At 72.6% G+C, this 23584-nt stretch carries 28 protein-coding genes; 21 read left to right on the forward strand and 7 right to left on the reverse strand.

Annotated elements, in window-relative coordinates; genetic code table 11:
* The first annotated feature begins 234 nt into the window (after window positions 1–234).
* From ACZ7D7_RS13715 to ACZ7D7_RS13730, 4 genes are all read left to right on the forward strand, one after another.
* The gene (locus ACZ7D7_RS13715; RefSeq protein WP_350310325.1) at window positions 235–315 is read left to right on the forward strand and encodes a putative leader peptide; all 81 of its coding nucleotides are present in this window, start codon (window positions 235–237) and stop codon (window positions 313–315) included.
* Between the two features lie 130 nt (window positions 316–445).
* Window positions 446–1291: a sulfurtransferase gene (locus ACZ7D7_RS13720; protein ID WP_470824324.1), complete on the forward strand. Its 846-nt coding sequence runs from the start codon at window positions 446–448 to the stop codon at window positions 1289–1291.
* Window positions 1292–1332: 41 nt separating this feature from the next.
* Window positions 1333–1620 carry a DUF1416 domain-containing protein gene (locus ACZ7D7_RS13725; RefSeq protein ID WP_003991226.1) on the forward strand — a complete coding sequence of 96 codons (288 nt, stop codon included), beginning with the start codon at window positions 1333–1335 and terminating at the stop codon, window positions 1618–1620.
* A 127-nt stretch (window positions 1621–1747) separates the two neighbouring features.
* Window positions 1748–2005, forward strand: a complete 258-nt coding sequence (locus ACZ7D7_RS13730; RefSeq protein ID WP_470824325.1) for a DUF3099 domain-containing protein — start codon at window positions 1748–1750, stop codon at window positions 2003–2005.
* A 28-nt stretch (window positions 2006–2033) separates the two neighbouring features.
* Here the strand turns inward: ACZ7D7_RS13730 and ACZ7D7_RS13735 are convergent, their stop codons facing one another.
* The gene (locus ACZ7D7_RS13735; protein ID WP_279550712.1) at window positions 2034–2396 is read right to left on the reverse strand and encodes a DsrE family protein; all 363 of its coding nucleotides are present in this window, start codon (window positions 2394–2396) and stop codon (window positions 2034–2036) included.
* Between the two features lie 98 nt (window positions 2397–2494).
* On the opposite strand from ACZ7D7_RS13735, the gene ACZ7D7_RS13740 reads away from it, so the two are divergent.
* The 6 genes from ACZ7D7_RS13740 to ygfZ all read left to right on the forward strand — a co-directional run bounded on the left by ACZ7D7_RS13740 (window position 2495) and on the right by ygfZ (window position 7295).
* The gene (locus ACZ7D7_RS13740; RefSeq protein WP_470824327.1) at window positions 2495–3331 is read left to right on the forward strand and encodes a hypothetical protein; all 837 of its coding nucleotides are present in this window, start codon (window positions 2495–2497) and stop codon (window positions 3329–3331) included.
* On the forward strand, window positions 3328–4122 hold the full coding sequence (locus ACZ7D7_RS13745) for a hypothetical protein (protein ID WP_470824328.1): 795 nt from the start codon (window positions 3328–3330) through the stop codon (window positions 4120–4122). The genes ACZ7D7_RS13740 and ACZ7D7_RS13745 overlap by 4 nt, the downstream gene beginning before the upstream one ends.
* On the forward strand, window positions 4119–5024 hold the full coding sequence (locus ACZ7D7_RS13750) for a hypothetical protein (RefSeq protein ID WP_470824329.1): 906 nt from the start codon (window positions 4119–4121) through the stop codon (window positions 5022–5024). The genes ACZ7D7_RS13745 and ACZ7D7_RS13750 overlap by 4 nt, the downstream gene beginning before the upstream one ends.
* A 236-nt stretch (window positions 5025–5260) precedes the next feature.
* On the forward strand, window positions 5261–5836 hold the full coding sequence (locus ACZ7D7_RS13755; protein ID WP_470824330.1) for a heme-binding beta-barrel domain-containing protein: 576 nt from the start codon (window positions 5261–5263) through the stop codon (window positions 5834–5836).
* A 46-nt stretch (window positions 5837–5882) separates the two neighbouring features.
* A complete protein-coding gene (locus ACZ7D7_RS13760) occupies window positions 5883–6320 on the forward strand; it encodes a Fur family transcriptional regulator (protein ID WP_470824331.1) in 438 nt (145 codons plus the stop codon).
* Between the two features lie 9 nt (window positions 6321–6329).
* Window positions 6330–7295 (forward strand): CAF17-like 4Fe-4S cluster assembly/insertion protein YgfZ, encoded by a 966-nt coding sequence (gene ygfZ, locus ACZ7D7_RS13765; RefSeq protein ID WP_470824333.1) that lies wholly within the window; start codon window positions 6330–6332, stop codon window positions 7293–7295.
* An 11-nt stretch (window positions 7296–7306) separates the two neighbouring features.
* On the opposite strand, the gene dtd is transcribed toward ygfZ, so the two are convergent.
* Window positions 7307–7732, reverse strand: coding sequence for a D-aminoacyl-tRNA deacylase (gene dtd / locus ACZ7D7_RS13770; protein WP_470824334.1), 426 nt, complete (start codon window positions 7730–7732; stop codon window positions 7307–7309).
* 157 nt (window positions 7733–7889) lie between these two features.
* Between dtd and ACZ7D7_RS13775 the strand changes: the two genes are divergently transcribed.
* The 3 genes from ACZ7D7_RS13775 to ACZ7D7_RS13785 all read left to right on the forward strand — a co-directional run bounded on the left by ACZ7D7_RS13775 (window position 7890) and on the right by ACZ7D7_RS13785 (window position 11103).
* A complete protein-coding gene (locus ACZ7D7_RS13775) occupies window positions 7890–8558 on the forward strand; it encodes an RsiG family protein (protein ID WP_470824336.1) in 669 nt (222 codons plus the stop codon).
* Between the two features lie 157 nt (window positions 8559–8715).
* Window positions 8716–9975: a GNAT family N-acetyltransferase gene (locus tag ACZ7D7_RS13780; RefSeq protein ID WP_470824337.1), complete on the forward strand. Its 1260-nt coding sequence runs from the start codon at window positions 8716–8718 to the stop codon at window positions 9973–9975.
* 222 nt (window positions 9976–10197) lie between these two features.
* Complete coding sequence (locus ACZ7D7_RS13785) at window positions 10198–11103, forward strand: winged helix-turn-helix domain-containing protein (protein ID WP_470824338.1); 906 nt, start codon at window positions 10198–10200, stop codon at window positions 11101–11103.
* A gap of 3 nt (window positions 11104–11106) precedes the next feature.
* Here ACZ7D7_RS13785 and ACZ7D7_RS13790 read toward each other — a convergent pair whose 3' ends face one another.
* Window positions 11107–11295, reverse strand: coding sequence for a hypothetical protein (locus tag ACZ7D7_RS13790; RefSeq protein WP_470824339.1), 189 nt, complete (start codon window positions 11293–11295; stop codon window positions 11107–11109).
* Window positions 11296–11461: 166 nt separating this feature from the next.
* On the opposite strand from ACZ7D7_RS13790, the gene ACZ7D7_RS13795 reads away from it, so the two are divergent.
* The 5 genes from ACZ7D7_RS13795 to ACZ7D7_RS13815 all read left to right on the forward strand — a co-directional run bounded on the left by ACZ7D7_RS13795 (window position 11462) and on the right by ACZ7D7_RS13815 (window position 16803).
* The gene (locus ACZ7D7_RS13795) at window positions 11462–12340 is read left to right on the forward strand and encodes a GntR family transcriptional regulator (protein ID WP_470824340.1); all 879 of its coding nucleotides are present in this window, start codon (window positions 11462–11464) and stop codon (window positions 12338–12340) included.
* Window positions 12341–12369: 29 nt separating this feature from the next.
* Window positions 12370–13092, forward strand: a complete 723-nt coding sequence (locus ACZ7D7_RS13800; RefSeq protein ID WP_470824341.1) for an HAD family hydrolase — start codon at window positions 12370–12372, stop codon at window positions 13090–13092.
* Between the two features lie 237 nt (window positions 13093–13329).
* Complete coding sequence (locus ACZ7D7_RS13805) at window positions 13330–15510, forward strand: phosphotransferase family protein (protein WP_470824342.1); 2181 nt, start codon at window positions 13330–13332, stop codon at window positions 15508–15510.
* 60 nt (window positions 15511–15570) lie between these two features.
* Window positions 15571–16179: a TetR/AcrR family transcriptional regulator gene (locus tag ACZ7D7_RS13810; RefSeq protein ID WP_470824344.1), complete on the forward strand. Its 609-nt coding sequence runs from the start codon at window positions 15571–15573 to the stop codon at window positions 16177–16179.
* 105 nt (window positions 16180–16284) lie between these two features.
* Window positions 16285–16803, forward strand: a complete 519-nt coding sequence (locus tag ACZ7D7_RS13815; protein WP_470824821.1) for an HAD domain-containing protein — start codon at window positions 16285–16287, stop codon at window positions 16801–16803.
* Window positions 16804–16828: 25 nt separating this feature from the next.
* Here ACZ7D7_RS13815 and ACZ7D7_RS13820 read toward each other — a convergent pair whose 3' ends face one another.
* Window positions 16829–17647 carry a MerR family transcriptional regulator gene (locus ACZ7D7_RS13820; RefSeq protein WP_470824345.1) on the reverse strand — a complete coding sequence of 273 codons (819 nt, stop codon included), beginning with the start codon at window positions 17645–17647 and terminating at the stop codon, window positions 16829–16831.
* A 123-nt stretch (window positions 17648–17770) separates the two neighbouring features.
* Entirely contained in the window at window positions 17771–18679 is a 909-nt protein-coding gene (locus ACZ7D7_RS13825; protein ID WP_470824346.1) for an aminoglycoside phosphotransferase family protein, read from the reverse strand.
* A gap of 108 nt (window positions 18680–18787) precedes the next feature.
* Here ACZ7D7_RS13825 and ACZ7D7_RS13830 point away from each other — a divergent pair, with 108 nt between their 5' ends.
* The 3 genes from ACZ7D7_RS13830 (at window position 18788) to ACZ7D7_RS13840 (ending at window position 20422) form a co-directional block, all read left to right on the forward strand.
* Window positions 18788–19309 carry a helix-turn-helix domain-containing protein gene (locus ACZ7D7_RS13830; protein WP_470824348.1) on the forward strand — a complete coding sequence of 174 codons (522 nt, stop codon included), beginning with the start codon at window positions 18788–18790 and terminating at the stop codon, window positions 19307–19309.
* Window positions 19310–19332: 23 nt separating this feature from the next.
* Complete coding sequence (locus tag ACZ7D7_RS13835) at window positions 19333–19920, forward strand: hypothetical protein (RefSeq protein ID WP_470824349.1); 588 nt, start codon at window positions 19333–19335, stop codon at window positions 19918–19920.
* A gap of 169 nt (window positions 19921–20089) precedes the next feature.
* Window positions 20090–20422: a DUF2516 family protein gene (locus ACZ7D7_RS13840; RefSeq protein ID WP_470824351.1), complete on the forward strand. Its 333-nt coding sequence runs from the start codon at window positions 20090–20092 to the stop codon at window positions 20420–20422.
* A gap of 194 nt (window positions 20423–20616) precedes the next feature.
* On the opposite strand, the gene ACZ7D7_RS13845 is transcribed toward ACZ7D7_RS13840, so the two are convergent.
* Entirely contained in the window at window positions 20617–21933 is a 1317-nt protein-coding gene (locus ACZ7D7_RS13845) for a PP2C family protein-serine/threonine phosphatase (protein WP_470824352.1), read from the reverse strand.
* 400 nt (window positions 21934–22333) lie between these two features.
* A complete protein-coding gene (locus ACZ7D7_RS13850) occupies window positions 22334–23479 on the reverse strand; it encodes a C40 family peptidase (RefSeq protein ID WP_470824353.1) in 1146 nt (381 codons plus the stop codon).
* Window positions 23480–23584: the final 105 nt, after the last annotated feature.

The raw sequence follows: 23584 nt of genomic DNA on the forward strand, positions 1-23584 counted from the left end.
GCCGGGCAGCCCGTCGTGCGGCGGGCCGTCCTTCGCCCGGCCACCCACGCGACGTGCGCTGTCCGGTACGCGAGACGCCCCCGTCCGCCCCTCAGCTGTGACGGGCGCCGCATCGGGCCGCAGGCCTTGCGGGCACGGCCTTGAGAGGGCCCATGTCCCGCCATTCGGACGATCGCGTCTCATTATGCGACACGCCGGTGACATGCCCGCCCCACCGTCCCTACGATCGACGTCATGAAGCGACAGGCGGACCTCACGAAGCGGCGGGCAGTAGACCTGTGCCGCGTTGCCGCCATGCTCTGTCGCACCTTCTGAGCGGAAGCTCCGACTTCCGCGTCACCCCGCCCCGGACAGGGGCACCCGTGCGCCGTTCCCTGCCCGAGCGCCCGAGCGCGCACCCTCTCACTCGCACGCCCCGCCGCACCTGCCCCGGAGGAGAAAGAGCATGAGCCGCAGCGACGTCCTGGTCGATGCCGACTGGCTCCAGGAGCACCTGGACGACCCGAACATCGTCATCGTCGAGGTCGACGAGGACACGTCCGCGTACGACAAGAACCACATCAAGAACGCGGTGCGCATCGACTGGACCCAGGACCTCCAGGACCCGGTCCGCCGTGACTTCATCGACCAGGCCGGCTTCGAGAAGCTCCTGTCGGAGAAGGGCATCGCCAACGACCACACCGTGGTCCTCTACGGCGGCAACAACAACTGGTTCGCCTCGTACGCCTACTGGTACTTCAAGCTCTACGGCCACGAGAGCGTCAAGCTCCTCGACGGCGGCCGCAAGAAGTGGGAGCTGGACGCCCGCGAGCTGGTCGCCGGCGACGAGGTCCCCGAGCGCCCGAAGACCGAGTACAAGGCCAAGCCGCAGGACACCTCCATCCGCGCCTTCCGTGACGACGTCGTCGCCGCGATCGGCTCGCAGAACCTGGTCGACGTCCGGTCGCCCGACGAGTTCTCCGGCAAGCTGCTCGCCCCGGCCCACCTGCCGCAGGAGCAGTCGCAGCGCCCGGGCCACGTCCCGAGCGCCCGCAACATCCCGTGGTCGAAGAACGCCAACGACGACGGCACGTTCAAGTCGGACGAGGAGCTCAAGGCCCTCTACGCCGAGGAGAGCGTGGACCTGGCCAAGGACACCATCGCCTACTGCCGCATCGGCGAGCGCTCCGCCCTGACCTGGTTCGTGCTGCACGAGCTGCTCGGCGTGGAGAACGTCAAGAACTACGACGGCTCCTGGACCGAGTACGGCTCCCTCGTCGGCGTGCCGATCGAGCTCGGCGCCAACAAGTAACCGACCCGACCGACCTTTCCAGACCCCCTCAGGAGTACGACATGTGCGGTGCGAAGGCCGGCGGCCCGGACGCCTCGACGATCAAGCCCGGTGAGACCACGATCCAGGGTCAGGTGACCAAGGACGGCGAGCCCGTGGTGGGCTACGTCCGTCTGCTGGACTCGACCGGCGAGTTCACGGCCGAGGTGCCCACCTCGGCGACCGGACAGTTCCGCTTCTACGCGGCCGAGGGCACCTGGACCGTCCGCGCCCTCGTGCCCGGCGCCACCGCCGACCGCACGGTCGTCGCCCAGCAGGGCGGCCTGGCCGAGGTCGCCATCGCGGTCTGACCCACCCGGGACCCGAGAGGGCCGCACCCCCGCCCCGGGGTGCGGCCCTCTGGTGCGTCCGGCGGTCCGGCGTCAGCCGTTCAAGGTCAGTCGTCAGTCGTCAGGCGTCCGGATCTACGCTGGAGACATGTACGCACGGCGGCGTCACGTGTACTTCGCCATGATGGGGACCTGCCTCACGCTCTTCGTCCTGGCCTGGGGCGTCGTGCGCCTCTGGTCGATGCCGGTGGCCGTCGGCATGTGCCTGGTCGCCATGGTCATCCCGCCGCTCGCCGCGATCGTCGCCAACCGGCGCGGGCCGGAGGACCGCTGGTGGGACGACCCCTCCGGCGACCCGAAGTCCGACGAGTGGTGGGACGAGCTGGACGGCAAGCGCCGTCGCTAGGGGGTCCGCACGGGAGGTCCGTGGCGTCTCAGTACACGAGCGCCTGCGTCTCGTCGGCGAGCGCCTCCTGCACGAAGACCTGCGCGCCCGCGATCCGCACGCCCTCGATCACGTCCTTCTCCGTGATGTCCCGGCGGGCCGCGCACTGCGTGCACAGCGTCACGCGGCCCCCGGCGAGGAGCGAGTCCAGCAGGTCGGGCAGCGGCGCCGCGTGCGGCAGCTCGAACTCCGCGGCCCGCCCCGGCAGCGCGAACCAGGCGGACTCGCCCGTCAGCCAGAGGGAGACGTCCACACCGCTGGCCACGGCCACGGCCGCGACGGTGAACGCCTGGGAGCAGCGCTCGGGGGCGTCGGCCCCGGCGGTCACCTTGATCACGAGCTTCTTCGCCATGGCTGAATCGTAATCAACTTCCCCACAACCCAAGGCTTTGGCCACGGGTCTCCTGTGCGCGCATACGGAATGCGCACTTCACCGTCTGTGAACCGTCTGTGGGGGACGTTTTGGAAGCAACGGAAAAATCGGCCGACGCCCCGGACGGAGCGAGACCGTCCGAGCCCGGACCACCGGAGCCGGCGCCGTCCGAGCCCGGACCACCGCAGCCGGCCCCGCCCCGACGCCCGCGTGGCCGCACCGCCGCACTGATCGGTGCCGCCGCCGCGCTCGGCCTCGTCGCCGGAACCTGCGCGGGCTACCTGATCCAGGCCGACCGGAAGCCCACGGCGCTGCCGCCGCTGTCGCAGCCGGTGATCGAACAGTCCACGGGCAAGGCGCCCGAGCCGCTGTCGGCCGCGCAGGACCGCCGGGTCGCCACCGACGGCGATCTGCGCAAGCTGCTGCTGAAGAAGCCGCGCGGGGCCGGGCGGTCCGGCACGGCGCCGACGAGCGGCTGGATGGACATGGCGGACTACGCCGCCGTCTACACCAAGCCGGGCCTGATGTTCGACCGGCTCTCCAAGATGGAGTTCCGGCGCGCCGCCGTCACCGGCTGGCGCGAGGGCAGGACGTTCGTGCAGATCCGCCTCGTCCAGTTCCGGCAGGAGGAGGAGCGGCAGGCGGTGAACCTCGCCGACGACAACCAGTACTGGGCGACGAACGGCGACGACAACACCCTCAGCACCGACAGCTGGGCCGTGCCCGGCACACAGAACGGCTGGGCCTACGTCCACCGGCGCCCACGTTCCGAGCCCGGCTTCGTGCCGCTGTACACGGCGGAGGCGCACGCCTGGCGCGGCGACATCGCCATGGAGATCTGGGTGACGAGCACCGGGCCGGTCTCCAAGGCGAAGATCATGGACCTCGCCGAGCGGCAGATGGAGCGACTGTGAGCGACCAGCACCCCGCCCAGCCCGACCCGACGCCCGAGCCGACCCCGGGCAAGCGCCCCCGGCGCCGTGTCCGCACCGTCGCCACCTGCGCGCTCCTCGCGCTCGCCGTGCTCGGCGGCGTCGGGTACACCGCCGTGACCGTGCGGGACGCCGACCGCGACGCGGGAGCGCCCGTGTGGAAGTTCCCGAAGTCCGGGCCGGGGAAGGCCGACAAGGCGGACGACGGCGAGGGCTCCGGGCTCGCGGCCATGCTCGTGCCGTACGGCACCGACGAGTTCGTCCGCGGCCCCGACCTCGCCGAGCACGGCTCGGACGCCCATCTGGAGGGCCGGAGGGCGACCGCGATGCGCAAGGAGGCGCTGAGCGGCCTGCCCCGCACGCAGCGCCGGCAGATGGAGAAGGAGATCGACCGCCAGCGCGTCAGCGGCATCGCGATGCGCAGCTACCTCCTGCCCCGTGGCTACGGCGGCCCCGTCACCGTGGGCATGCAGCTCGCCCGAATGGAGAACAGGTCGGCCGCGCGCAACATCGCGCAGGCGCAGGGCGAGTTCCTCGACGCCCTGGACGTCCTCCGCGACGGCCCGGCGATCAAGGGCCACAAGAACGCCCACTGCTTCCTGCCGCCGAAGGGCACCGACGAGGGCCTGGAGACGATGTTCTGCACGGCGTACGTCGGAGACATCCTGGTCACGGCCATGATCGACGGCCCGGAGCCACTCGACACCGACAACGTCGCGATGCTGCTGCGCAAGCAGCTCGACCGCATCGCCGAGCCGGGGGAGGCCGTATGACCACCGAGCAGCAGCACCTGCCGGAGACGCCCGACGCCCAGGCGGCCCGACCGGCCCCGGCGGCCCCGTCCGTGCCCCCGCCCGCGTCCCCCTCCGCATCCCCGACGCCCGTCGAGCCCTCGCCCCCGGTGGCGGCCGCCGCGCCCAAGGACCGAGGTGTCCTGCGCGCCGTCCTGCGCTGGACAGCCGCCGTCGTCGTGTTCGCCGCCGTCGGCGCGTCCACGGCGTACGGCATCACGCGGATGGAGCGCACCGACGTGCCCGGGCTCGCCACCGCGTCCGACGGGCGCTGGGACTACCCCGTGCTCACCAGCCCGCCGAGGCCGGCGGGCAGCCCCGGGCCGCGGGACCCGGCGAACCCGGCCGGCACCCACCACGCCGACCTGCGCGCGCTGGTCCTGCCCGCCCCGGGGGGCGCCGAGGAGGACCGGGCGCTGCGCGGCACCGACGGCTGGCTGCCCACGAAGGAGTTCCTGAAGGAGTGGCCGGCCAAGGAGGACCGCGAGGAGTTCGCCGACGACCTCACCGAGGGCGGTCTGCGGCACGTCGCGGCGCGCGGCTGGCGTACGCCGGACGGCGTGCACACCCGCGTCTACCTGCTGCGTTTCGACACGGAGACGGCGGCCGACGACGTGTTCGGCTGGCCGGGGGACAGCCCGCGGTACGCGGTGCGCGGCACGGAGGACAGCGAACTCGACCAGGACTTCCCGCTGGAGGCCGACCTGGTGTGGGCCGAGCGCACGGTGTACGTCGAGACGAAGCCGTACGGCGCCGAACAGGTCCGGCACGCCTCCGTCCGCGTCGGCGACACGATCGCCGTGATCGTCCAGTCCCGTAAGGGCACGACCCCGGCCGTGCCGTTCCAGCAGACGGTGACGCTGCAGAGCCAGCTGCTCGGCTGATCCGCACGACCCACCTCGCACGACAGGGCCCGGCCCCGGCCGCGTAAGCTGGGGCCCGGCCCTGTGTACCGCACCCTCCGCTCATCCGAGGAGCACCCCGTGGAACTCTTCTTCGAAATCCTGCTGGTCCTGGTCGCCGTCGGCGTCCTCGCCTTCGCCGGTCTGGCCGTGAAGAAGCTGTACCAGGGCCAGCGCTGACCGAAGCCCGTACCGACGTACCCGACGAAAAGCAGCTCATGATCGAGATCCCGTCCGACCTTCACAAGGACCTCGTCCCGCTCGCCTTCCTGCTCGGCAGCTGGGCCGGCGCGGGTGTCCACGACTTCCCCGGCGCCGAGAAGTGCAACTTCGGGCAGGAGGTCACCTTCTCCCACGACGGCCGGGACTTCCTGGAGTACTCCTCGCACACCTGGGTGCTGGACAACGACGGCAACAAGGTGCGGCCGCTGGAGTCCGAGCACGGCTACTGGCGGATCGACGCCGAGCGCAAGGTCGAGGTCACCATGGTCCGCGACGACGGCGTCGTCGAGGTCTGGTACGGCGAGCTGGCCGACAAGAAGCCGCAGATCGACCTGGTCACCGACGCCGTGGCCCGCACGGCCGCGTCCCGCCCGTACACCGGGGGCAAGCGGCTCTACGGCTACGTCAAGAGCGACCTGATGTGGGTCGGCGAGAAGCAGACCCCCGAGGTCGAGCTGCGCCCCTACATGTCGGCGCACCTGAAGAAGGTCGTCACCCCGGAGGACGTCGAACGCTGGGCCAAGGCCCTCCCGGACGACATGCCCGACGACGGCATCGCCTTCTTCAAGTAGACAAGTGGACGGCGTCCCTTCTCCGAGTGGCCCTAGACTCGACGGTGTGGTGAGCACCGACTGGAAGAGTGACCTCAGGCAGCGTGGCTACCGGCTGACGCCGCAGCGCCAACTCGTGCTCGAAGCCGTGGACACCCTTGAGCACGCGACCCCCGACGACATCCTCGTGGAAGTGAGGAAGACGGCGTCGGGGGTCAACATTTCGACGGTGTACCGGACCCTGGAGCTCCTGGAGGAGCTGGGTCTCGTGTCGCACGCCCACCTCGGGCACGGCGCCCCCACGTACCACCTGGCCGACCGGCACCACCACATCCACCTCGTCTGCCGCGACTGCACGAACGTGATCGAGGCCGACCTGGACGTGGCCGCCGACTTCACCGCCAAGCTGCGCGACACGTTCGGTTTCGACACCGACATGAAGCACTTCGCGATCTTCGGCCGCTGCCGGGACTGTTCCCTGAAGGGTTCAACTACCGAGTCGTAGGCTAGGCATATGAAGAGCCCCCTGCTGACCTTGCCCGGCGCCGTCCCCGCCGAAGGCGTGGACGAAGGCGTCGCCGCCCACTACGGTGACCTGTTCCGCGAGCAGCGCGCCCTCGCCGACGGCACCGGCTTCGTGGACCTCTCGCACCGCGGCGTCGTCGCCGTCTCCGGCGAGGACCGGCTCGGCTGGCTGCACCTGCTGCTCACCCAGCACGTCAGCGAACTCCCGGCGGGGCGGGCCACCGAGGCGCTGATCCTGTCCGCGAACGGCCACATCGAGCACGCCCTGTACCTGGTCGACGACGGCACCACGACGTGGGCGCACGTCGAGCCCGGCACCCAGGAGGCGCTGATCGCGTACCTGGAGTCGATGAAGTTCTTCTACAAGGTCGAGGTCGCCGACCGCACGGCCGACTTCGCGGTCGTGCACCTCCCGGCCGGCTCCATCGCCGAGGTGCCCGAGGGCGCCGTCGTCCGCGAGACGCCGCACGGCCGTGACGTCCTGCTGCCGCGCGCCGGCCTGGAGGCCTTCGCCGAGTCGGCCGGACCGCCCGCCGGGATCCTGGCGTACGAGGCGCTGCGCGTCGAGCAGCACCGGCCGCGCCTCGGCTTCGAGACCGACCACCGCACCATCCCGCACGAGCTGGGCTGGATCGGCTCGGCGGTGCACCTGCAGAAGGGCTGCTACCGGGGCCAGGAGACCGTCGCCCGCGTCCACAACCTGGGCAAGCCGCCGCGCCGGCTGGTCTTCCTGCACCTGGACGGCAGCGAGGTCCACCTGCCGACGCCCGGCACCGAGCTGCGGCTGGCCGACGACGGCCCCGACGGCCGCAAGGTCGGCTTCGTCACCACGTCCGTGCGCCACCACGAGCTGGGCCCGGTCGCCCTCGCCCTGGTGAAGCGGAACGTGCCGGTGGACGCCCACCTCGTCGCCGGGGACACGGCGGCGGCCCAGGAGACCGTGGTCGAGCCCTGACCGGCGGGCCGCTACATCTCCAGCAGGACGGTGAACGGGCCGTCGTTCGTCAGCGACACCCGCATTTGCGCGCCGAACCGGCCCGTCGCCACCGTCGCGCCCAGCGCCCGCAGCTGCGCCACCACCTCGTCCACCAGCGGCTCGGCGACGTCGCCGGGGGCCGCCGCGTTCCAGGTGGGGCGGCGGCCCTTGCGGGCGTCGCCGTACAGCGTGAACTGGCTGATCACCAGCAGCGGGGCGTCGATGTCGCCGCACGACTTCTCGTCCGTGAGCATGCGGATCGACCACAGCTTGCGGGCGAGCTGCGCCGCCTTCTCCTTGGTGTCGTCGTGGGTGACCCCGACCAGGACGCACAGTCCCTCCCCGGTGATCTCCCCGACCGTCTCGCCGTCCACGACGACGCTCGCGCCGTCCACCCTCTGCACCACTGCACGCATACGACCATCATGCCGGGCGGCGCAGTGTGCTCTTCGGTCGGTGGATTTTTCTACTTACCCCCCCATCTGGGGCCGATCGGGGGCACTCATTCACATTGCGGCCACTTGGGATGGCACGATGCTGCACACACGCCGGTCGAGGGGACGGTAGAGGCACATGAGCACACCGAGTACGGGGCAGCCGCTGGGCATCGTCCCGTTGAACCGTGGGGGAGACGGAGCCCTGGAAGGCCTGCGGGCGCCCGCACAGCGCACCGACAGCCCGCGGCTGCCCGACGGCGGCGGTCCGGCGGCCGGCCCGCCGAGCCCGGGACGCGCCCCGGAGCACGACCTGACGCGGCTGAGCCTGCCCGAGCTGCGCACCCTGCGCCGGGACGCCCAGCGCGACGAGGCCGACCTCAGCTATGTGCGGCGGCTGCTCCAGGGGCGGATCGACATCCTGCGGGCCGAGCTGGCGCGCCGCACCCCGGTGGGCGCGGCCTCCGTCGCGGCCCCGCCGGAGGCGTCCGTCGTCGAGCGGCTCCCGGAGATCCTGACCGACGCGCCCGCCCGGCACCGCTCGTCGGCGCGGCACGTCACGCTGGGCACTCCGCAGAGCGAGGAGTACCGGCTGCTGGCCGCCGAGATGCTCGCCGAGGTCGAACTGTCGGACCTCGGCGCCCGCACCGACCCGGAACTGCGCACCGCGATGGGCCGCCTGGTGCGCTACGAACAGCAGGTGTCCCGCCGCCGCCACCTGCTCCAGCGCACGACCGACGAATGCAGCGCGGAAATCGCCCGCCGCTACCGGGAGGGCGAAGCACAGGTGGACGACCTGCTGGTGTGATCCGGCGCCCGGCACCGGGCGGGCGGGCACGGCTGGGCGCGGAAGTGTCCGGCGGGCCGGGCGCCTCCGCGTGTGGTGCGGAGGCGGCCGGTGGCCAGGGCTCGGCCAGGTGGAAAACCCCGCGACACCCCCGCCCGGGCCGACCTACCGTGGCCGCATGAGCCGCAGTGACGACATCGACGTACGACCGATCGGTGAGGCCGAGTTCGCGGACTGGCATCGCGCGCTGAACACCGGGTTCCTGCGTGAGCCGACTTCGTCGGAGGAGTTCCTGCCGGCCCGGCGGGAGCAGTTCGTGCCGGGGCGGTTGCTCGGCGCCTTCGACCGGGGGCGCTGTGTCGCGACGTTCCGGTCCTTCGCGCAGGAGCTCACCGCGGTCGGCGGCGCGCCCGTGCCGGCCGACGCCGTCTCGAACGTCACCGTCAGCCCCACCCACCGCCGCCGGGGCCTGCTCGGCCGCATGATGGCGGCCGACCTCGCGGCCGCGAGGGACCGCGGCGACGTCGTCGCGACGCTGATCGCCGCCGAGTACCCGATCTACGGGCGGTACGGCTTCGGCCCCGCGACCTGGGCGGCCGAGTGGACCGTCGACGTGCCGCGGGCGGGCCTCGACCCGCGCTGGGCGGGGCCGGGGGACGGCGGCCGTGTCGACCTGGTGGACGGCGAGGACGTCCGCAAGCTGGGGCCCGAGCTGCACGAGCGGCTGCGCCGCGGGCGGCCGGGTGTCGTGAGCCGGGACGACCTGTGGTGGCGCGTCACCACAGGAGCCGTCCGCTTCGGCTCGTCGTGGACCGACCCCTTCTACGCCGTGTACCGCGCGCCGGACGGCACGGTCGAGGGCATGGTGTCGTACGAGGCGGACGGCAAGTGGGGCGACGCCAAGCAGCCGCTGAACACGGTGTCGGTGAACTGGCTGATCGGCGTGAGCACGGACGCGGAGCGCGCGCTGTGGCACTTCCTGTGCTCGATCGACTGGGTCACGAGCGTGAAGAGCGGCTGGCGCGCCCCCGACGACCTGCTGCCCCTCTTCCTGCCGGACCCGCGTGCGGCCAGGATCACCACGCAGGCCGACTGGCTGTGGGTGCGCATCCTGGACGTCGTACGGGCGCTGGAGGCGCGGACGTACGACAGCGAGGGCTCACTCGTGCTGGAGGTCGTGGACGACCGGGACGGCGGCGTGGCCGGCGGGCGTTGGCGGCTGGACGCGGCGCCGGACGGGGCGTCCTGCACGCCGACCGGCGAGAGCGCGGAACTCACCCTGGACGTCGCCGACTTGGCGTCGCTCTGGCTCGGTGACGAGTCGGCGGTGCGGCTCGCGGCGCTGGGCAGGGTGCGGGAAGAACGAGCGGGCGCCGCCCGTACGGCCGACGCCCTGCTGCGTACGTCCAGGCGTCCGTGGTGCCCGGACATCTTCTGAGTCTCCTTCCTGCCATGGGCCGACCGGGCTCCCGGCTCCCCTCCGGAAGGGAGCCCGACATCGTCCCCCTGGCCGCCCCGCGCACCGGCCAACACCCGTGAGCTGTGACCATGTCGCGCGAGTTGGCAGCCAACTTCTCTGTACTTATCTCCGTTGGGATCCGCCCCATAACCACCTTCGTCCGAACTGCCCAAAGATGGCGGGAAGTTGTACCGTGGAAAGGTGGACCCGGAACACGCCTCCGTCACTGGACGGAAGAGGTCACAGCGGTCACAGCACACCTCGCTCGAAGTGGCCGAGGAGCTGCGCGCCCGGATCAGGTCCGGGGTGTTGCGCGCGGGGCAGCGCATGCCCACTCAGGCGCAACTGGCCGATGAGTTCGGTGTGGAGCGCGGCGCCGTGCGCCAGGCGCTGCGCCGGCTCCAGGAGGAGCGGTTGCTCACCGACGCCTCCAGGGGCCGCCCCGCGCGGGTCGCGCACCACCCCGTACCCGCTCCGACCGGCCCGGAAGCGCCGCCGCTGCCGACGATGGTCGCCCTCGGCCCGCGTATCGCCGAGGCCTTCGCCGCCCCGCACGTCGAGATCGACGCCCTCTGCCTGACCTCCGCCTCCCTCAATCTCGCCCTCGGCGAGCCGCTGCGCCGCATTCGCGCCGGACAGCTGAATCCGGCCAAGATCGACGTACGGGTGCTGCTGCCGAGCCGGAACATCGACCTGGCCTTCCCGGTCCCGGTGGAGCGGCAGGGCGACGACGACGTGGTCCACGACCGCTGGGTGACGCACCGCAACGCGCAGGTCAGGGTCCTGCGGCACAATCTGCTGGCGCTGCGCGCCCTGCACGGCATCGACGCACGCGTCTCCTTGCGCGCCCTGCCGTTCACGCCGCCGGTGAAGCTCTACCTGCTCAACGGCACGGAGGCGCTGTTCGCGTACTACACGCTGCGGCGCCGCGAGGAGGAGATCGACCACGAGCCCCTGGAGATGTACGACGCCGAGGGCACCCGGTCGACGCTGTTCGCCTTCGAGCAGGGCGCCGGCCGGCGGGACACGACGTTCGTGGAGCAGTCCCACCTGTGGTTCAACGCGCTGTGGGAGACGATCAGTTCGGAGCTGGTGCCCACGGCCTGACGTTCACAGGGCGGGCCCCGACAGCAGCAGGGCGAGCAGGACGGCCCCGATGGAGCTCATGGTCGGGCTGTTGGCCTTGAGGCCCACGGTGAGCAGGAGAAGGCCGACGACGCCGGTGGCGCCGAACTTCCACTGGACGAGCTGCTCGAAGCCGATGACGAACACGGCGGAGAGGAGGGCGAGGGCAGGCATGTGGTTCCCCCTTCTGGCGTCGGCCGGACTCCGGAAGCAAAACTTCCGCCAACTTTGGGCAAGTGAGCCAAGTTGGTAACCAACTCTTATTAAGTTGTCCCCACTTGGTGGTAAGTCATAAACAACTTCCAAGCAACTCCCCTGAGATGGGTTGGAGTTGTAGCGTTTGGTCGTGACCCAGGAGAACGTGGCAGTGAACGGCAGCGACAAGCTCACGCCCCAGGAGATCGCCGGCGTCCTGCGCGAGCGCATCCGCGTCGGTGAGCTCAGGGCGGGCGACCGCCTGCCCACCCAGGCGGAACTCGCCGAGGAGTTCGGCGTGGAGCGCGGTGCCGTCCGCCAGGCGCTGCGGGCCCTCCACGAGGACGGCCTGCTCAGCAACGTCAGCAAGGGCAGCCCGCCGCGCGTCGCCACACCCGGCCCGGCCCGCCACGACCCGCAGCCGACCATGGTGGCCATAGCGCCCCGCCTCGCCGAGGCGTTCCGGGTGCCGCGCGTCCGCATCGACGCGGCCTGCCTCACGGCCGAGACGCTGATGCTGGGGCTCGGCGAGCCGCTGCGCCTCATACACGAGGGCCGGATCCGCCCCGAGTCGATCGACGTCCGCATCCTGCTGCCGTCCCGCGACATCAACCTGGCCTTCCCCATCTCGGTGGGGCCGCACGGCGCCGACGACCCGGTCCACCAGCGCTGGCTCCAGCAGCGCAACGCCCAGGGCCACGTCCTGCGCCACAACCTGCGCTCGCTGCGCCACTCGCACGGCATCGACGTGCGGGTCACCTTCCGCGCCCTGCCGTTCACGCCGCCGGTGAAGCTCTACCTGCTCAACGGCACGGAGGCGCTGATGGCGTACTACATGGTCGCCCGCCGCGAGGAGGCCTCCGAGACCGGGACGCTGGACATGTACGACGTCCTGGGCACCGAGTCGCTGCTGTTCTCCTTCGAGGCGGCGGCCGGGGCGCGGGACGCGTCGTTCGTGGCGGAATCCCAGAAGTGGTTCGACGCCCTCTGGGAAACCATCACCACTGACCTGACACTCTCCTAGTGACTTCTGATACGACGCAGACTGATCCGGTGGCAGCGCGGGCGGCCCGGGCCGAACCCGCTCCCGACGGGCTCCGGGACCTCGCCCTGCGGGCCCGCGTCGTGCTCTGGGACTTCGACGGGCCGATCTGCCGGCTGTTCGCCGGGCACTCGGCGGAGCGCGTGGCGTGCGACCTGGTGGAGTGGCTGGAGGGGCGGGGCCTGCACGGCCTGCTGACCGACACCGAACGCGAATCCCTCGACCCGCACGTCGTGCTGCGCGCCGTGGACCGCCGGCACCCGGGCAGCGACCTCGTGGCCGAGCTGGAGGAGCGCCTCACCCAGGAGGAACTGCGGGCGGCGGTCTCGGCGATGCCCACCGCCTACGCCGACCCGCTGATCCGCACCTGGACGGCGGTCGGCTCCCGCATGGCCGTCACCACGAACAACTCGCCGCGCGTGGTGCGCACCTACCTCGACGGCCGGGGCCTGGCCGACTGCTTCCGCCCCCACGTCTACGGCCGCACCGAGGAACTCCACCACCTCAAGCCCGACCCGTACTGCCTCAGCCGCGCCCTGAACGCGATGGGCGCAGCCCCCGCCGCCGCGCTGATGATCGGCGACACCCCCTCGGACCACGAGGCCGCACGGCGCGCGGGGGTGCCGTTCCTGGGCTACGCGCGTAACGAACGCAAGGCCGCACTGCTGAGACAGGCCGGGGCCGAGTGGGTGGTGCGCTCACTGGAGCCGCTGCTGCGGGCGGTGCGCGGCTGACGACGGCTCAACAGCCCCGTGCCCACCGTGCTGTAGCATGCCCGCACCACCTGGGCGATCGCCCGGTTTGCGCCATGTCAAGGGGCCCGAGAGCCACACTCGAACGGGCTCACGTACATCTCACGCGCGAGGGTGCACCCACCCGCCGCGGCCGTCACGGCGTGTCCGCCGCCATGCGCGACGCCGCCCGCGCGCCTACCGTTCTGCCATACGTCCCAACTCACCCCGGAGCGGCCCGTGGGCGCACCTCCTCTTCCCCGGTCCTTTCGCGGGAAGCGCGCCACGCACGACGCCCTCCGGGAGTTCGTGGACACCGTCCTGCCGCGCGGCGCGAGCGGCGGCCACGACGGCCGGCTGCACGTCGTCGGGCTCACCGGACCCGTGGCCCGGCTGCTCGGCCGGGAGCCCGGGACGGCCGTGACCGTACGGCTCCGGCGCACCGGGGTGCTGCCTGCCGGCGTCAGGACCTGGCACGACGAGCCGGCGGTCCTGCGCGCGGTCCGGGAGGTCCTGCCGCACGTGCCGGAATGCCTCGCCGACCGGGAGGACTTCGCCGTCCACGGCTGCGTGGACGGCGTCCCGCTCTCCGGCGTCCGCGGCGACGGCAGGCCCCTGGACGCCCTGCTCGTCGGCGCGCTGGCCGACCTGTTCGCGCGGCTGGCCCGGGTGCGGCGGGCGGCGCTGCCCCCGCTGCCCGCCGGCCGCACGCGCAACGACACCGACAGCCGGGAGTTCCTGCGGACCGTGGCGGGCCTCGCCGCCCGGCAGGTCGGCGCGCCGGAATGGGCGGCCTTCGGTGGGCTGTTCGCCGCCCTCGGCATCCCGGACGACGCACTGCCGGGCCTGGCCGAACGCGTCCCCGCGATGACCCGCAGACCGTACGGCCTGCTCCACACCGACCTGCGCCGGGACAACGTGTTCGTGTCCTACGACGGTGTCCCGCCGCTCGTCTGCGTCGGCTGGGAGTTCGCCGGCTACGGCGACCCCCTGCACGACCTGGCCACACACCTGGTCCGCATGAAGTACCCGCCGGGCCAGTGGACCCAGGTCGTCGAGGCGTGGGAGAGGGCCGTACGGGCGGTCCGCCCGGCCGCGGTCGCGGGGCTCGGCAGGGACCTGGACCACTACGTCGCCCTCGAACGGGCGCGGTCCGTGTACCCGGCGGTCATGCGGGCGGCGCGGTCGCTGGAGGAGTCGTTCACCCAGCAGCGGCTCGACGACGCCACCGCCGAGGTGCGCCGCTGCCTGGAGGAGGCCGCCGAACCGCTGCGGCTCAGGAACGTGCCGGGCGACGGCGAGATCGAGCGGACCCTGTTCCGGTGGCTGGCCTCCCGCCCCCCGGCGGAGCGCGGCGGCCGCCGCCCGGTGACGCGGACCCTGGTGTGGGAGCCGGACCGGCGCGTGCCGGAGCACCCCGAGTTCCCCGCCCGTCTCGTGCGGGAGGCGTTGGTCGCGGAGGGCGCCGCGCCCGCGTCCCGGGTGTTCAAGGGGGCGGCGCACCTCAACACCGTCGTCCGCGTGCCCGGCTTCGCGACCCCCGTGGTCGTACGCCGGGAACTCCCGGACGTGTGCCGCCGCGAGCGCAGCTTCCTCAGTGAGCACGCCGTGCTGCGCGCCATCGAGCAGGCCGGCGTCGAGGTCGCTGCGCCGCGGGTGCTCGCGCTGGGCGAGAGCCGCCCGAGCGACCGTTTCGCCGTCCACACGTACGTCGGCCCGGACGCCGACCGCCCGCCCCACCACCCCGTGCACGGCCTGCTGCCGCACGAGGCGGACCGGCTCGTCGACCAGCTGTGCGCCCTGCGGCACGTCGACTACAAGCAGGTCGACCCGACGGCCGGCGAGGGCGGCTTCCACCGCTGGCTGTGCGACCAACTCGTGTCGCTGGTGCGGGAACTGCCGAAGGAGTCCCAGCAGGTGGCCCGGCTGCTGGGCCTGCCGGACGCCGACCGCCTCGGCCAGATCCTGGCCCGCCGGCGGGTGACCCACCGGGAACCCTCGCTGCTGCACGGCGACCTGAACCCCTGGAACCTGGTGCGCCGGGACGACGACCTGGCGCTCACCGTCATCGACTGGGAGATGGCGCTGGTCGGCGACCCCCTCTACGACCTCGTCCGCCACATGCACCTCACGCCGACCCGGCCGGAGATCCGCGACCGCATGTTCCGCCGCTGGGAACGCCTGCTGCCGGCGGCGTACACGCGCGGCTGGCGCGAGGACTGGCGGGTCTACGGCCGGCTGGAGATCGTCAGGTCCGCGTATGTCGACCTCGACCGCATCGTCACCGGCACCGGCCTGGACGCCCCCAACGTCCGCCGGGCCGTCGACTCCTACCCGGTCACCCTGGCCGTCGCCACGGGCTCGCTGGGCCTGCCGGTCCGCACCACGGCGAACCCGTACCTGGCCCGCGCCCTGGCGTAGCCGCCTCGCGCCGTCGCCGCGCGGGCCGGGCGGCCGTCGCGCGGTGCGTAGGCTCGCCGTATGGCTGAGATCGGGCTGCGTGAGCGCAAGAAGCGTCGGATGTACCAGGTCGTGTCGGACGTCGCCGTGCGGCTGTTCCTGGAGAAGGGGTTCGACGCGGTGTCGGTCGCCGAGATCGCCGCCGCGGCCGAGATCTCGAAGCCGACGCTGTTCCGGTACTTCCCGGCCAAGGAGGACCTCGTCCTGTACCGGATCGCCGATCACGAGCGGGAGGCGGCGCGGGTGGCGGCCGAGGGGCCGACGCCGCTCGGCGCGCTGCGGGCGCACTTCCTCGCCGGCCTGGAGCGCCACGACCCGGTGACCGGGCTGAACGACGACCCGGAGGTGCTCGCCTTCCACTCCCTGCTGTACGGCACCCCGGCGCTGGTGGCCCGGCTCCACGGCCACCAGGAGCGCGCGGAGGCCGCGCTCGCCGACGTCCTCGGCGGCGACCTGGACGCCCGGCTGGCCGCCGGGCAGATCGTCGCCGTGCAGCGGGTCCTCGCCATGGAGAACTGGCGGCGGATCGCCACGGGGGAGCGCGCGGCCGACGTACACGGGGACGCCGTGGCGGCGGCGGAGCGGGCGTTCGACGTGCTGGCGCGGGGGCTGCCGCGGCTGGCTGCGTGATCCGTCGGCGAGATTCCGAGGAGCGGTACAGGAAATCGCTCGGTCACGCCTTTTCGGGTGCGCCGAGCCTTCCGCCCGACGCGCACCGGACAGATCCTGTACCTGATGCTCCTCTTCCTCGACGTCGACGGAACGCTCATCCCGTTCGGTTCGCCCCACCCGTACCCCCGGTACGACGCCCGCGCCCCCGGCGCCGTACCGGATGACGACGGCCACCCGCTGCTGGCCCGGATCGACCCCGCCCTCGGCCCCCGCCTCGCCGCGCTGGGTTGCGCCCTCGTGTGGGCCACGACCTGGGGCGACGACGCGAACGCCCTCGTCGCGCCCAGGCTCGGCCTGCCGCCGCTGCCGGTCATGGAGTGGGCCGAGGCCGCCCACGACGTGGCGGACGGGGTGGCCGACCCGGGCGGCCCGCACTGGAAGACCCACCCCCTCGTCGACTGGGCCGCAGGCCGCCCCTTCGTCTGGCTGGACGACGAGATCACCGACGCCGACCGCGCCTGGGTCGCCGCCCACCACCCGGCCCCGGCGCTCCTGCACCGCGTGGACGCCCGCACCGGCATCACCGACACGGACCTCACGGCGCTGTCGGACTGGATCGAGGGACTCGTCACAGAGGACTGATCGACCCGAACCCGTCGGCGCGGACTCACACGACGGCGAAAGGCACGGCGACATCCATGACGTGCTCGTCCGGCCCGGCGTGGGACCAGTTCGGGTAGTAGATCTCGCGGGCGGAGGCGCTCGGCCGCAGCCCCCGCCCGTGCAGCCACGTGGCGAGCGCGTCGAAGGCGCCCGCCACCGTCGCGTACGCCCCCTGCGCCTTGCGGAGTTCGGTGTACGCCTGCCGGTGCGCCGGCTCCACCCGCAGCCCGACGCGGCCGGCGGGCTCGACGGGGCGGTCCGTCGGCACGCACACCTGGACCGGCCCGTCGCCGTCCTCGTCGACCAGCCCGTGGTACACGGCGAACACCGGCCCGGCGGGCGAACCGCCGCCCGCGCGCAGATGCCCGAACAACTCCTCGGTGGCCGCCCGGAGGAACTCCGGCAGGCCGCCTGCCGTCACATGCCCTTCCACGAAGACGACCCGCTGCTCACCGGTCTCCCGCTCCTCGATCAGGTACGTGTCCGTCGTCCGCCCCCGCAGCGCGTCCTGGACCTGCGTCACCAGCGGCCGGCGCGCCCGGTGCTCGCGGTCGTGGGTGCGCCAGTAGTCGCCGACCAGCTCCGCGGCGCGCTCGCCGTCGGCCGACAGGACGGTCCCGATGAGCCCCAGCGGCATGCCGACGGCCCGCAGCAGGGTGATCAGCCGGGCCTGCCGGAGCTGGGCCGGGCGGTAGTGGCGTACTCGGGTGTGCGGATCGACGTGGGCGGGCTCCAGCAGCCCCTTGTCCGCGTAGAGGCGAAGCGCCTTGTGGCTGAGCCGGCTGAGGGCGGCGAACTCCCCGATGACCATCAGTTCTGGCATAGGCCCATCGTGAGCCCTGTCCTCGGGGAAGCGACCACCACGCCCGCGGCGGACGACGCAGGTTCGGCCGCATGGCCGACGCGTGCTGCGACGCTCCCCGGCTCGCGGCGCCCGAGGAGTCACTCAGCGCGCCGCCGCGTCGGCGAGGATCGAGCGCAGACGTGCGCGGCACTCGGTGACGAAGGCGGGGAAGGTGCGCCAGTAGTACGAGATTCCGCTGACGCCCACCGCGACGGCCCAGGCACGGGCACGGGTCCAGGTCGCGTCGTCCAGGTCCAGGGCGTCCCAGTAGGCCTGCCGGGCCTGCGGCGGAAAGTCCCAGAGCGTGGCGTGCTCGGCGTCGGGAAGGCCGACCGAGAGCCCGCCGAAGTCGATCACCGCGTGCAGCCTGCCTTCGCGGACCAGGAGGTTGGTCGGCTTCAGGTCGCCGTGGAGCCATACGTGAGGCCCGGAGGGCTCGGGCAGTTCGAGCGCGGCTCGCCACAACTCTTCCAGGGCGTCGACGTCGACCTCGGAACCCACGGTGGTGCGGCAGTCGTCGAGGCACCCGCTGATCCACTCGTCGCACGGCGCCAGGCTTCCGCCGCGGTACCAGGCGAGGCCGTCGGTGCGCGTCGCGCCCATGAGGTCGACGCGGTGGAGCTCCCGCACCAGCGCCGCCAGGTCGGCTCCGAAGGCGGCCCAGTCCCGGACGGTGTCAGGGCCGGCCTCGTCGCCGTCGATCCAGCGGTGGACCGACCAGGCCAGCGGGAAGACGCCGGTGGGCGTCCCGGCGTGGACGGGCTCGGGAATCGGACGGGACAGGTGCGGAGCCAGGCGAGGCAGCCACTGCTGTTCCTTCCGCACGGACCGCTCGTTGTCGGCGGTTCGCGGAAGTCGCACGAGCAGGTCGTCGCCCAGCCGGTACATGGTGTTGTCCGTACCCGCGCCCGCTGGCGCCAGCGGCAAGGCGGCCCACTCCGGGCACTGCGCCTCCAGCAGCGACCGGACCAGCGCCTCGTCGACCGGGATCTCATTCTCGTGAAGCGTCACGCCGGAAGTCTCATCGCCGGGTCGCACGTGAGGCCAGTGACTTTCCGTGTGGCGCACTATTGCAAGCGGCTGCTTGCAATAGTTAGCGCGGTGGGGCATGGTGGAGGCATGGCATCGCTCAACGTCGGCAATCTCGGTGAGTACCTGCGCGAGCAGCGGCGCAACGCGCAGCTGTCGCTGCGGCAGCTCGCCGACGCCGCCGGGGTGTCCAACCCCTACCTGAGCCAGATCGAGCGCGGGCTGCGCAAGCCCAGCGCGGAGGTGCTCCAGCAGGTCGCCAAGGCCCTGCGCATCTCCGCCGAGACGCTGTACGTGCGCGCCGGCATCCTCGACGCCGAGCGCGACCGGGACGAGGTGGAGACGCGCGCCGCCCTCCTGGCCGACCCGACGCTCACCGAGCGGCAGAAGCAGGTGCTGCTCCAGATCTACGAGTCCTTCCGCAAGGAGAACGGCTTCGGGGCCGACGACACCGCCGACCCCGCCGAGCCTGCTCAGGACCAGGACACCGCGGCCGACGACAGCGCCGTACGCGGCCCCCGCACGGCCGGCGGCAGCGACGCCGCCCCGCGGCAGCAGGCCGGGAACACCCGCCCGGCCGACGGATCGCGGGACCCGAAAACCCTCAGCTGAAAGCGACCCGGGAGGAACTTCCCATGGCCATCACCGACGACCTGCGCAAGACCCTCAGCGACCCCACCCCCCTCTACTTCGCGGCCGGCACCGCCGACCTCGCCCTGCAGCAGGCCAAGAAGGTGCCGGCCCTGGTCGAGCAGCTGCGCGCCGAGGCGCCGGCCCGCATCGACGCCGTCCGCGGCACCGACCCGAAGGTCGTCCAGGAGAAGGCCACCGCCCGCGTCAAGGAGACGCAGGAGACCCTCCAGGCCAAGGTCAACGAGCTCATCGGCTCCTTCGACACCGACCTGAAGAAGCTCGGCGAGACCGCCCAGGACTTCGCGCTGCGCGGCGTGGGCGTGGCCGCCGAGTACGCCGTCAAGGCCCGGGAGACCTACGAGAAGGTCGCCGAGCACGGCGAGCAGGCCGTGAAGACCTGGCGCGGCGAGGCCGCCGAGGAGATCGAGGAGCTCGCCGTGGCCGTCGAGCCGGACCCCGAGCCGGTCACGGTCACCGAGGACACGTCCGGCGCCAAGCCCGCCCCGGCCGCGGCGAAGAGGACGAGCACCGCCAAGAAGCCCGCGCCCCGCAAGACGACGGCGAAGAAGACCACGCCGCCCGCCAAGTAGAGCGCGGCCCTGAGCAGCAACCCCGGCGCCCACGGGTGCCAGGGCGCACGTATCGGACATGGCCGGGCACTCTCGTGGTGCCCGGCCCGTTCCTTGGGTAGCGGGGCTGCGGTTGCGGGTACGGTGACCGCGTAATGACGAGCCGAATCGGGTGGTGGACGTTGTGCTGATGCAGGGGTTCGCGGGGTTCTTGTGGCTGCTGAGCGTCGCCCTGATCCTTTTCAGCGGCTTCGCGCTGATCGACGCCGCGACGCGCCGTGAGGACGCCTACCGCGCGGCGGACAAGAAGACCAAGCCGTTCTGGCTGATCATCCTCGGGCTCGCCTTCGTGGTGAACCTCATCTTCAACATCCTGTCGTTCCTGCCGATCATCGGCCTCATCGCGACGATCGTGTACATGGTCGACGTACGGCCCGCCCTGCGCGGCCTGCCCGGCGGTGGCCGCAGCAATCGCGGCTCCAGCAGCGACGGCCCGTACGGCCCGTGGAACGGCAACCGCTGAGTCACGTCTCCCGCCCGCTCCGGCGGACCCTGCTGCCCCGCGCGCGCCCGCTTCGGGTCCACCCCCGGGGGATCGTGCCGCCCCGCCCCAGGCCGACTTCGGGCACGCCCCGGAGGGACCGTGTCGCCCCGCCCCGCCGAGCCCCGCGCCCGCTTCGGGCACGTCCTCGGAGGGCCGGCTCACCGCCGGCCTTCCTACGGCACCCGGTCCAGCAGCAGTACCGCCACGTCGTCCGTCAGCTCGCCCCCGTTGAGGTCGCGCACCTCCGTGACCGCGGCCTGCAGCAGCTGTTCCCCGCGCAGGCCCTCGGCCAGCTGGCGGCGGACCATCTCCACCATGCCGTCCTGCCCGAGCCGCTCCCGGCCCGCGCCGACGCGGCCCTCGATCAGGCCGTCGGTGTAGAGCATCAGGCTCCACTCGGGGCCCAGCTCCACCTGCATGCGCGGCCAGCGCGCCCCCGGCAGCAGACCGAGCGCCGGGCCGTTGAAGTCGTACGGCAGCAGCCGCGCGGGCCGGCCCGGTGAGGTGACCAGGGGCGAGGGGTGGCCCGCCAGGCACAGGCCGGCGCGGCGGCCGTCCGGCGCGATGTCCACCGTGCACAGCGTCGCGAAGATCTCGTCGTCGGCGCGCTCGTGCTCCAGCACCTGCTGCAACGTGTTGAGCAGCTCGTCCCCGCACAGTCCCGCCAGCGTCAGCGCCCGCCACGCGATGCGCAGCTCCACACCGAGCGCCGCCTCGTCCGGGCCGTGCCCGCAGACGTCACCGATCATGGCGTGCACCGTGCCGTCGGGGGTGCGGACGACGTCGTAGAAGTCGCCGCCGAGCAGCGCGCGCGAGCGGCCGGGGCGGTAGCGGGCGGCGAACCGCAGCGAGGAGCCCTCCAGCAGCGGCGTCGGCAGCAGGCCGCGTTCGAGGCGGGCGTTCTCCTGGGCGCGCAGCTTGCCCTCGGCGAGGCGCCGCTCGGCCGAGTCGGAACGTTTCCTCTCGACGGCGTACCGGATGGCACGGCTCAGCAGCCGGCTGTCCAGCTCGTCGCGGAAGAGATAGTCCTGGGCGCCCACCCGGACCGCCTCGGCGCCGCGCTCGGCGTCGCCCGACGCGGTCAGTGCCAGCACGGCGTGCCGGGGCGCGATCTCCAGCACGTGCTTGAGCACCGCCAGCTCGTCCTCCGCGTCCGAGACCCGGCCGGGCCCGGGCAGCGCCAGGTCCAGCAGGATGCAGTGGACGTCGTCGGTCAGCAGCCGCTCGGCCTCGGTGAGGTTGCGGGCGGTGCGGATCCGGATCGGCTTGCCGGCCTGGTCGAGCAGGTCGGGCACGATCGGTGAGCCCGCCGGATCGTCCTCGATCAGCAGCAGGGTCAGATTCGTGTGGGCGGCGTTCTCGACGGCTTCGTCCTTGCGCGGGGCCTCTGGGGTGTTGCTCGTGGAGGGGCCGCCGCCTGAGGACGCGGCCGGCGCCTGACCACTCTCCACGGCCGGGATCGCTCTCTGCCGCGGTACGGGTACGGGCATTGTCCTGGGTTCCTTCCCTCCCCCCGAGGGCACGGCGGGGACGAGGGACCTCGACCCACCGACGGGGACCATAGCGGTTGTCGGCGCCGCAACGGAATGGTGCACGGCACCCCGCTGGGCCGTTCGCCGCTGTCATATGCCGCGTTACGTACCGCAGTTGGACAGGCCGACAGTGCGCCGCCAATGACGAACGTCACGTCCTCGCCCCGATTGCGGGCGACTCGGCGTGGGATGGGTCACGTGGCCCAGATCACGCCGGATCACGCCAGATCACGCCGGATCAGGACGGATCAGCAGGATCGGCCGGGATCGCACCGGATGGTGTCGTTCGAACCGGTGTGCACCGCAAGGGAAGTGGCCCGCGACACACCGGCGGGTGAGCCCGGTTCGCCTGCCGCCCTCAGTCCGCGTCCGGCCGGACCACACCGAGGATCGGCATCGAGCCGGCCCCCGCGATCGTCACCGTCCGCCCCGGGCGCGGGGCGTGCACGATCGAGCCGTCGCCGACGTACATCCCCACGTGGCTCGCGTCGGCGTTGTAGATGATGAGGTCGCCGGGGCGCATGTCCTCGATGGCGACGCGCCTGAGCTGCCGCCACTGCTCCTGCGACGTCCGCGGGATGGTCACCCCGGCCTTCTGCCACGCCCGGGACGTCAGCCCGGAGCAGTCGTAGCTGCCCGGACCCTCGGCGCCCCACTCGTACGGCAGGCCGATCTGCTCGGTGGCGAACTCGACGGCCTTCCGGCCCCGCTCGGACGCCTCGCCGCGGATCTCGTCGAGGATGCCCGAGTCCAGCCAGGCGTTCTGCGCCTTGCGGGCCGCCGCGCGCTCCAGCTCCGCGAGGCGCTCGATCTCCTCCTTCTCCAGCTCGGACTCGAGCTTCTCGGCCGCCGCGATCTGCTTCTCGATGCGCTTCTGGGCCGAGGCCTTGGCCTTGCGGTTCGCCTCCAGCTTCTTCCACTGGGCGGTGGCGTCCCGCTCGTACTGCTCCAAGTCCTCCTTGGCGCGGGCGGTTTCGCGGATCAGGCCCTTGGTCGCGCGCTGGCCCTGCATCAGGCGGCCGGTGCCGTCGAGGAACTGGGACGGGTTCTCGCTCAGCATGAGGTGCGCCTCGGGCGGCAGTCCGCCACCGCGGTACTGGGCGGCGGCCGCGGCGCCGGCGCGCTTCTTCAGATCGTCCAGCTCGGCCCGCACCTTCGCGATTCTCCGGGCCAGCTCGACGAGTTCGTCGTTCTGCCTGCGGGCCTTCTCCTCTGCGGCGTTGTACACGTCGGTGGCGACGGCCGCGTCGTGGTACAGCGTCGCCAGCCGCTTGCGTACGGCCTCCAGGTCCTTGCCCGCGCTGCCGGGGTCGCCTGGGTTGCCGGTGCTTCCGGAGCCGCCCGGGGCGGTACTCGGCGCCGCGGTCGGCGTGGGTGACGGTTCGGGGGCGGTCGCGCTCGCGAACGCCGTGCCGGGGGCCGCCAGTACGGTGACCGCGCACACGACGGCCACAGCCGCCGTGATCAGGCCGCGCTTGCCCGCGCCGCGCTTGCCCGCTCCCATACCTCTGCCCCCTGCCCCGAACTGATTAACCGTCAGTAACTTGTGGTCGCCGGGGGGATCGTGCCATGTCGGCGCGCAAAGCGACAGAGGTCGTGCCTCCGCGGC

The organism is Streptomyces sp. NPDC037054 (assembly GCF_055606745.1).

Excerpts from the sequence above, each read along its gene's own strand:
- ACZ7D7_RS13750 (WP_470824329.1), top strand. The coding sequence starts at position 4,119 with ATGACCACCGAGCAGCAGCACCTGCCGGAGACGCCCGACGCCCAGGCG.
- ACZ7D7_RS13725 (WP_003991226.1), top strand. The coding sequence starts at position 1,333 with ATGTGCGGTGCGAAGGCCGGCGGCCCGGACGCCTCGACGATCAAGCCC.
- ACZ7D7_RS13820 (WP_470824345.1), bottom strand. The coding sequence starts at position 17,647 with ATGCCAGAACTGATGGTCATCGGGGAGTTCGCCGCCCTCAGCCGGCTC.
- ACZ7D7_RS13715 (WP_350310325.1), top strand. The coding sequence starts at position 235 with ATGAAGCGACAGGCGGACCTCACGAAGCGGCGGGCAGTAGACCTGTGC.
- ACZ7D7_RS13755 (WP_470824330.1), top strand. The coding sequence starts at position 5,261 with ATGATCGAGATCCCGTCCGACCTTCACAAGGACCTCGTCCCGCTCGCC.
- ACZ7D7_RS13775 (WP_470824336.1), top strand. The coding sequence starts at position 7,890 with ATGAGCACACCGAGTACGGGGCAGCCGCTGGGCATCGTCCCGTTGAAC.
- ACZ7D7_RS13735 (WP_279550712.1), bottom strand. The coding sequence starts at position 2,396 with ATGGCGAAGAAGCTCGTGATCAAGGTGACCGCCGGGGCCGACGCCCCC.
- dtd (WP_470824334.1), bottom strand. The coding sequence starts at position 7,732 with ATGCGTGCAGTGGTGCAGAGGGTGGACGGCGCGAGCGTCGTCGTGGAC.
- ACZ7D7_RS13780 (WP_470824337.1), top strand. The coding sequence starts at position 8,716 with ATGAGCCGCAGTGACGACATCGACGTACGACCGATCGGTGAGGCCGAG.
- ACZ7D7_RS13815 (WP_470824821.1), top strand. The coding sequence starts at position 16,285 with ATGCTCCTCTTCCTCGACGTCGACGGAACGCTCATCCCGTTCGGTTCG.
- ygfZ (WP_470824333.1), top strand. The coding sequence starts at position 6,330 with ATGAAGAGCCCCCTGCTGACCTTGCCCGGCGCCGTCCCCGCCGAAGGC.
- ACZ7D7_RS13850 (WP_470824353.1), bottom strand. The coding sequence starts at position 23,479 with ATGGGAGCGGGCAAGCGCGGCGCGGGCAAGCGCGGCCTGATCACGGCG.
- ACZ7D7_RS13730 (WP_470824325.1), top strand. The coding sequence starts at position 1,748 with ATGTACGCACGGCGGCGTCACGTGTACTTCGCCATGATGGGGACCTGC.
- ACZ7D7_RS13720 (WP_470824324.1), top strand. The coding sequence starts at position 446 with ATGAGCCGCAGCGACGTCCTGGTCGATGCCGACTGGCTCCAGGAGCAC.
- ACZ7D7_RS13835 (WP_470824349.1), top strand. The coding sequence starts at position 19,333 with ATGGCCATCACCGACGACCTGCGCAAGACCCTCAGCGACCCCACCCCC.
- ACZ7D7_RS13845 (WP_470824352.1), bottom strand. The coding sequence starts at position 21,933 with ATGCCCGTACCCGTACCGCGGCAGAGAGCGATCCCGGCCGTGGAGAGT.
- ACZ7D7_RS13840 (WP_470824351.1), top strand. The coding sequence starts at position 20,090 with ATGCAGGGGTTCGCGGGGTTCTTGTGGCTGCTGAGCGTCGCCCTGATC.
- ACZ7D7_RS13790 (WP_470824339.1), bottom strand. The coding sequence starts at position 11,295 with ATGCCTGCCCTCGCCCTCCTCTCCGCCGTGTTCGTCATCGGCTTCGAG.
- ACZ7D7_RS13830 (WP_470824348.1), top strand. The coding sequence starts at position 18,788 with ATGGCATCGCTCAACGTCGGCAATCTCGGTGAGTACCTGCGCGAGCAG.
- ACZ7D7_RS13810 (WP_470824344.1), top strand. The coding sequence starts at position 15,571 with ATGGCTGAGATCGGGCTGCGTGAGCGCAAGAAGCGTCGGATGTACCAG.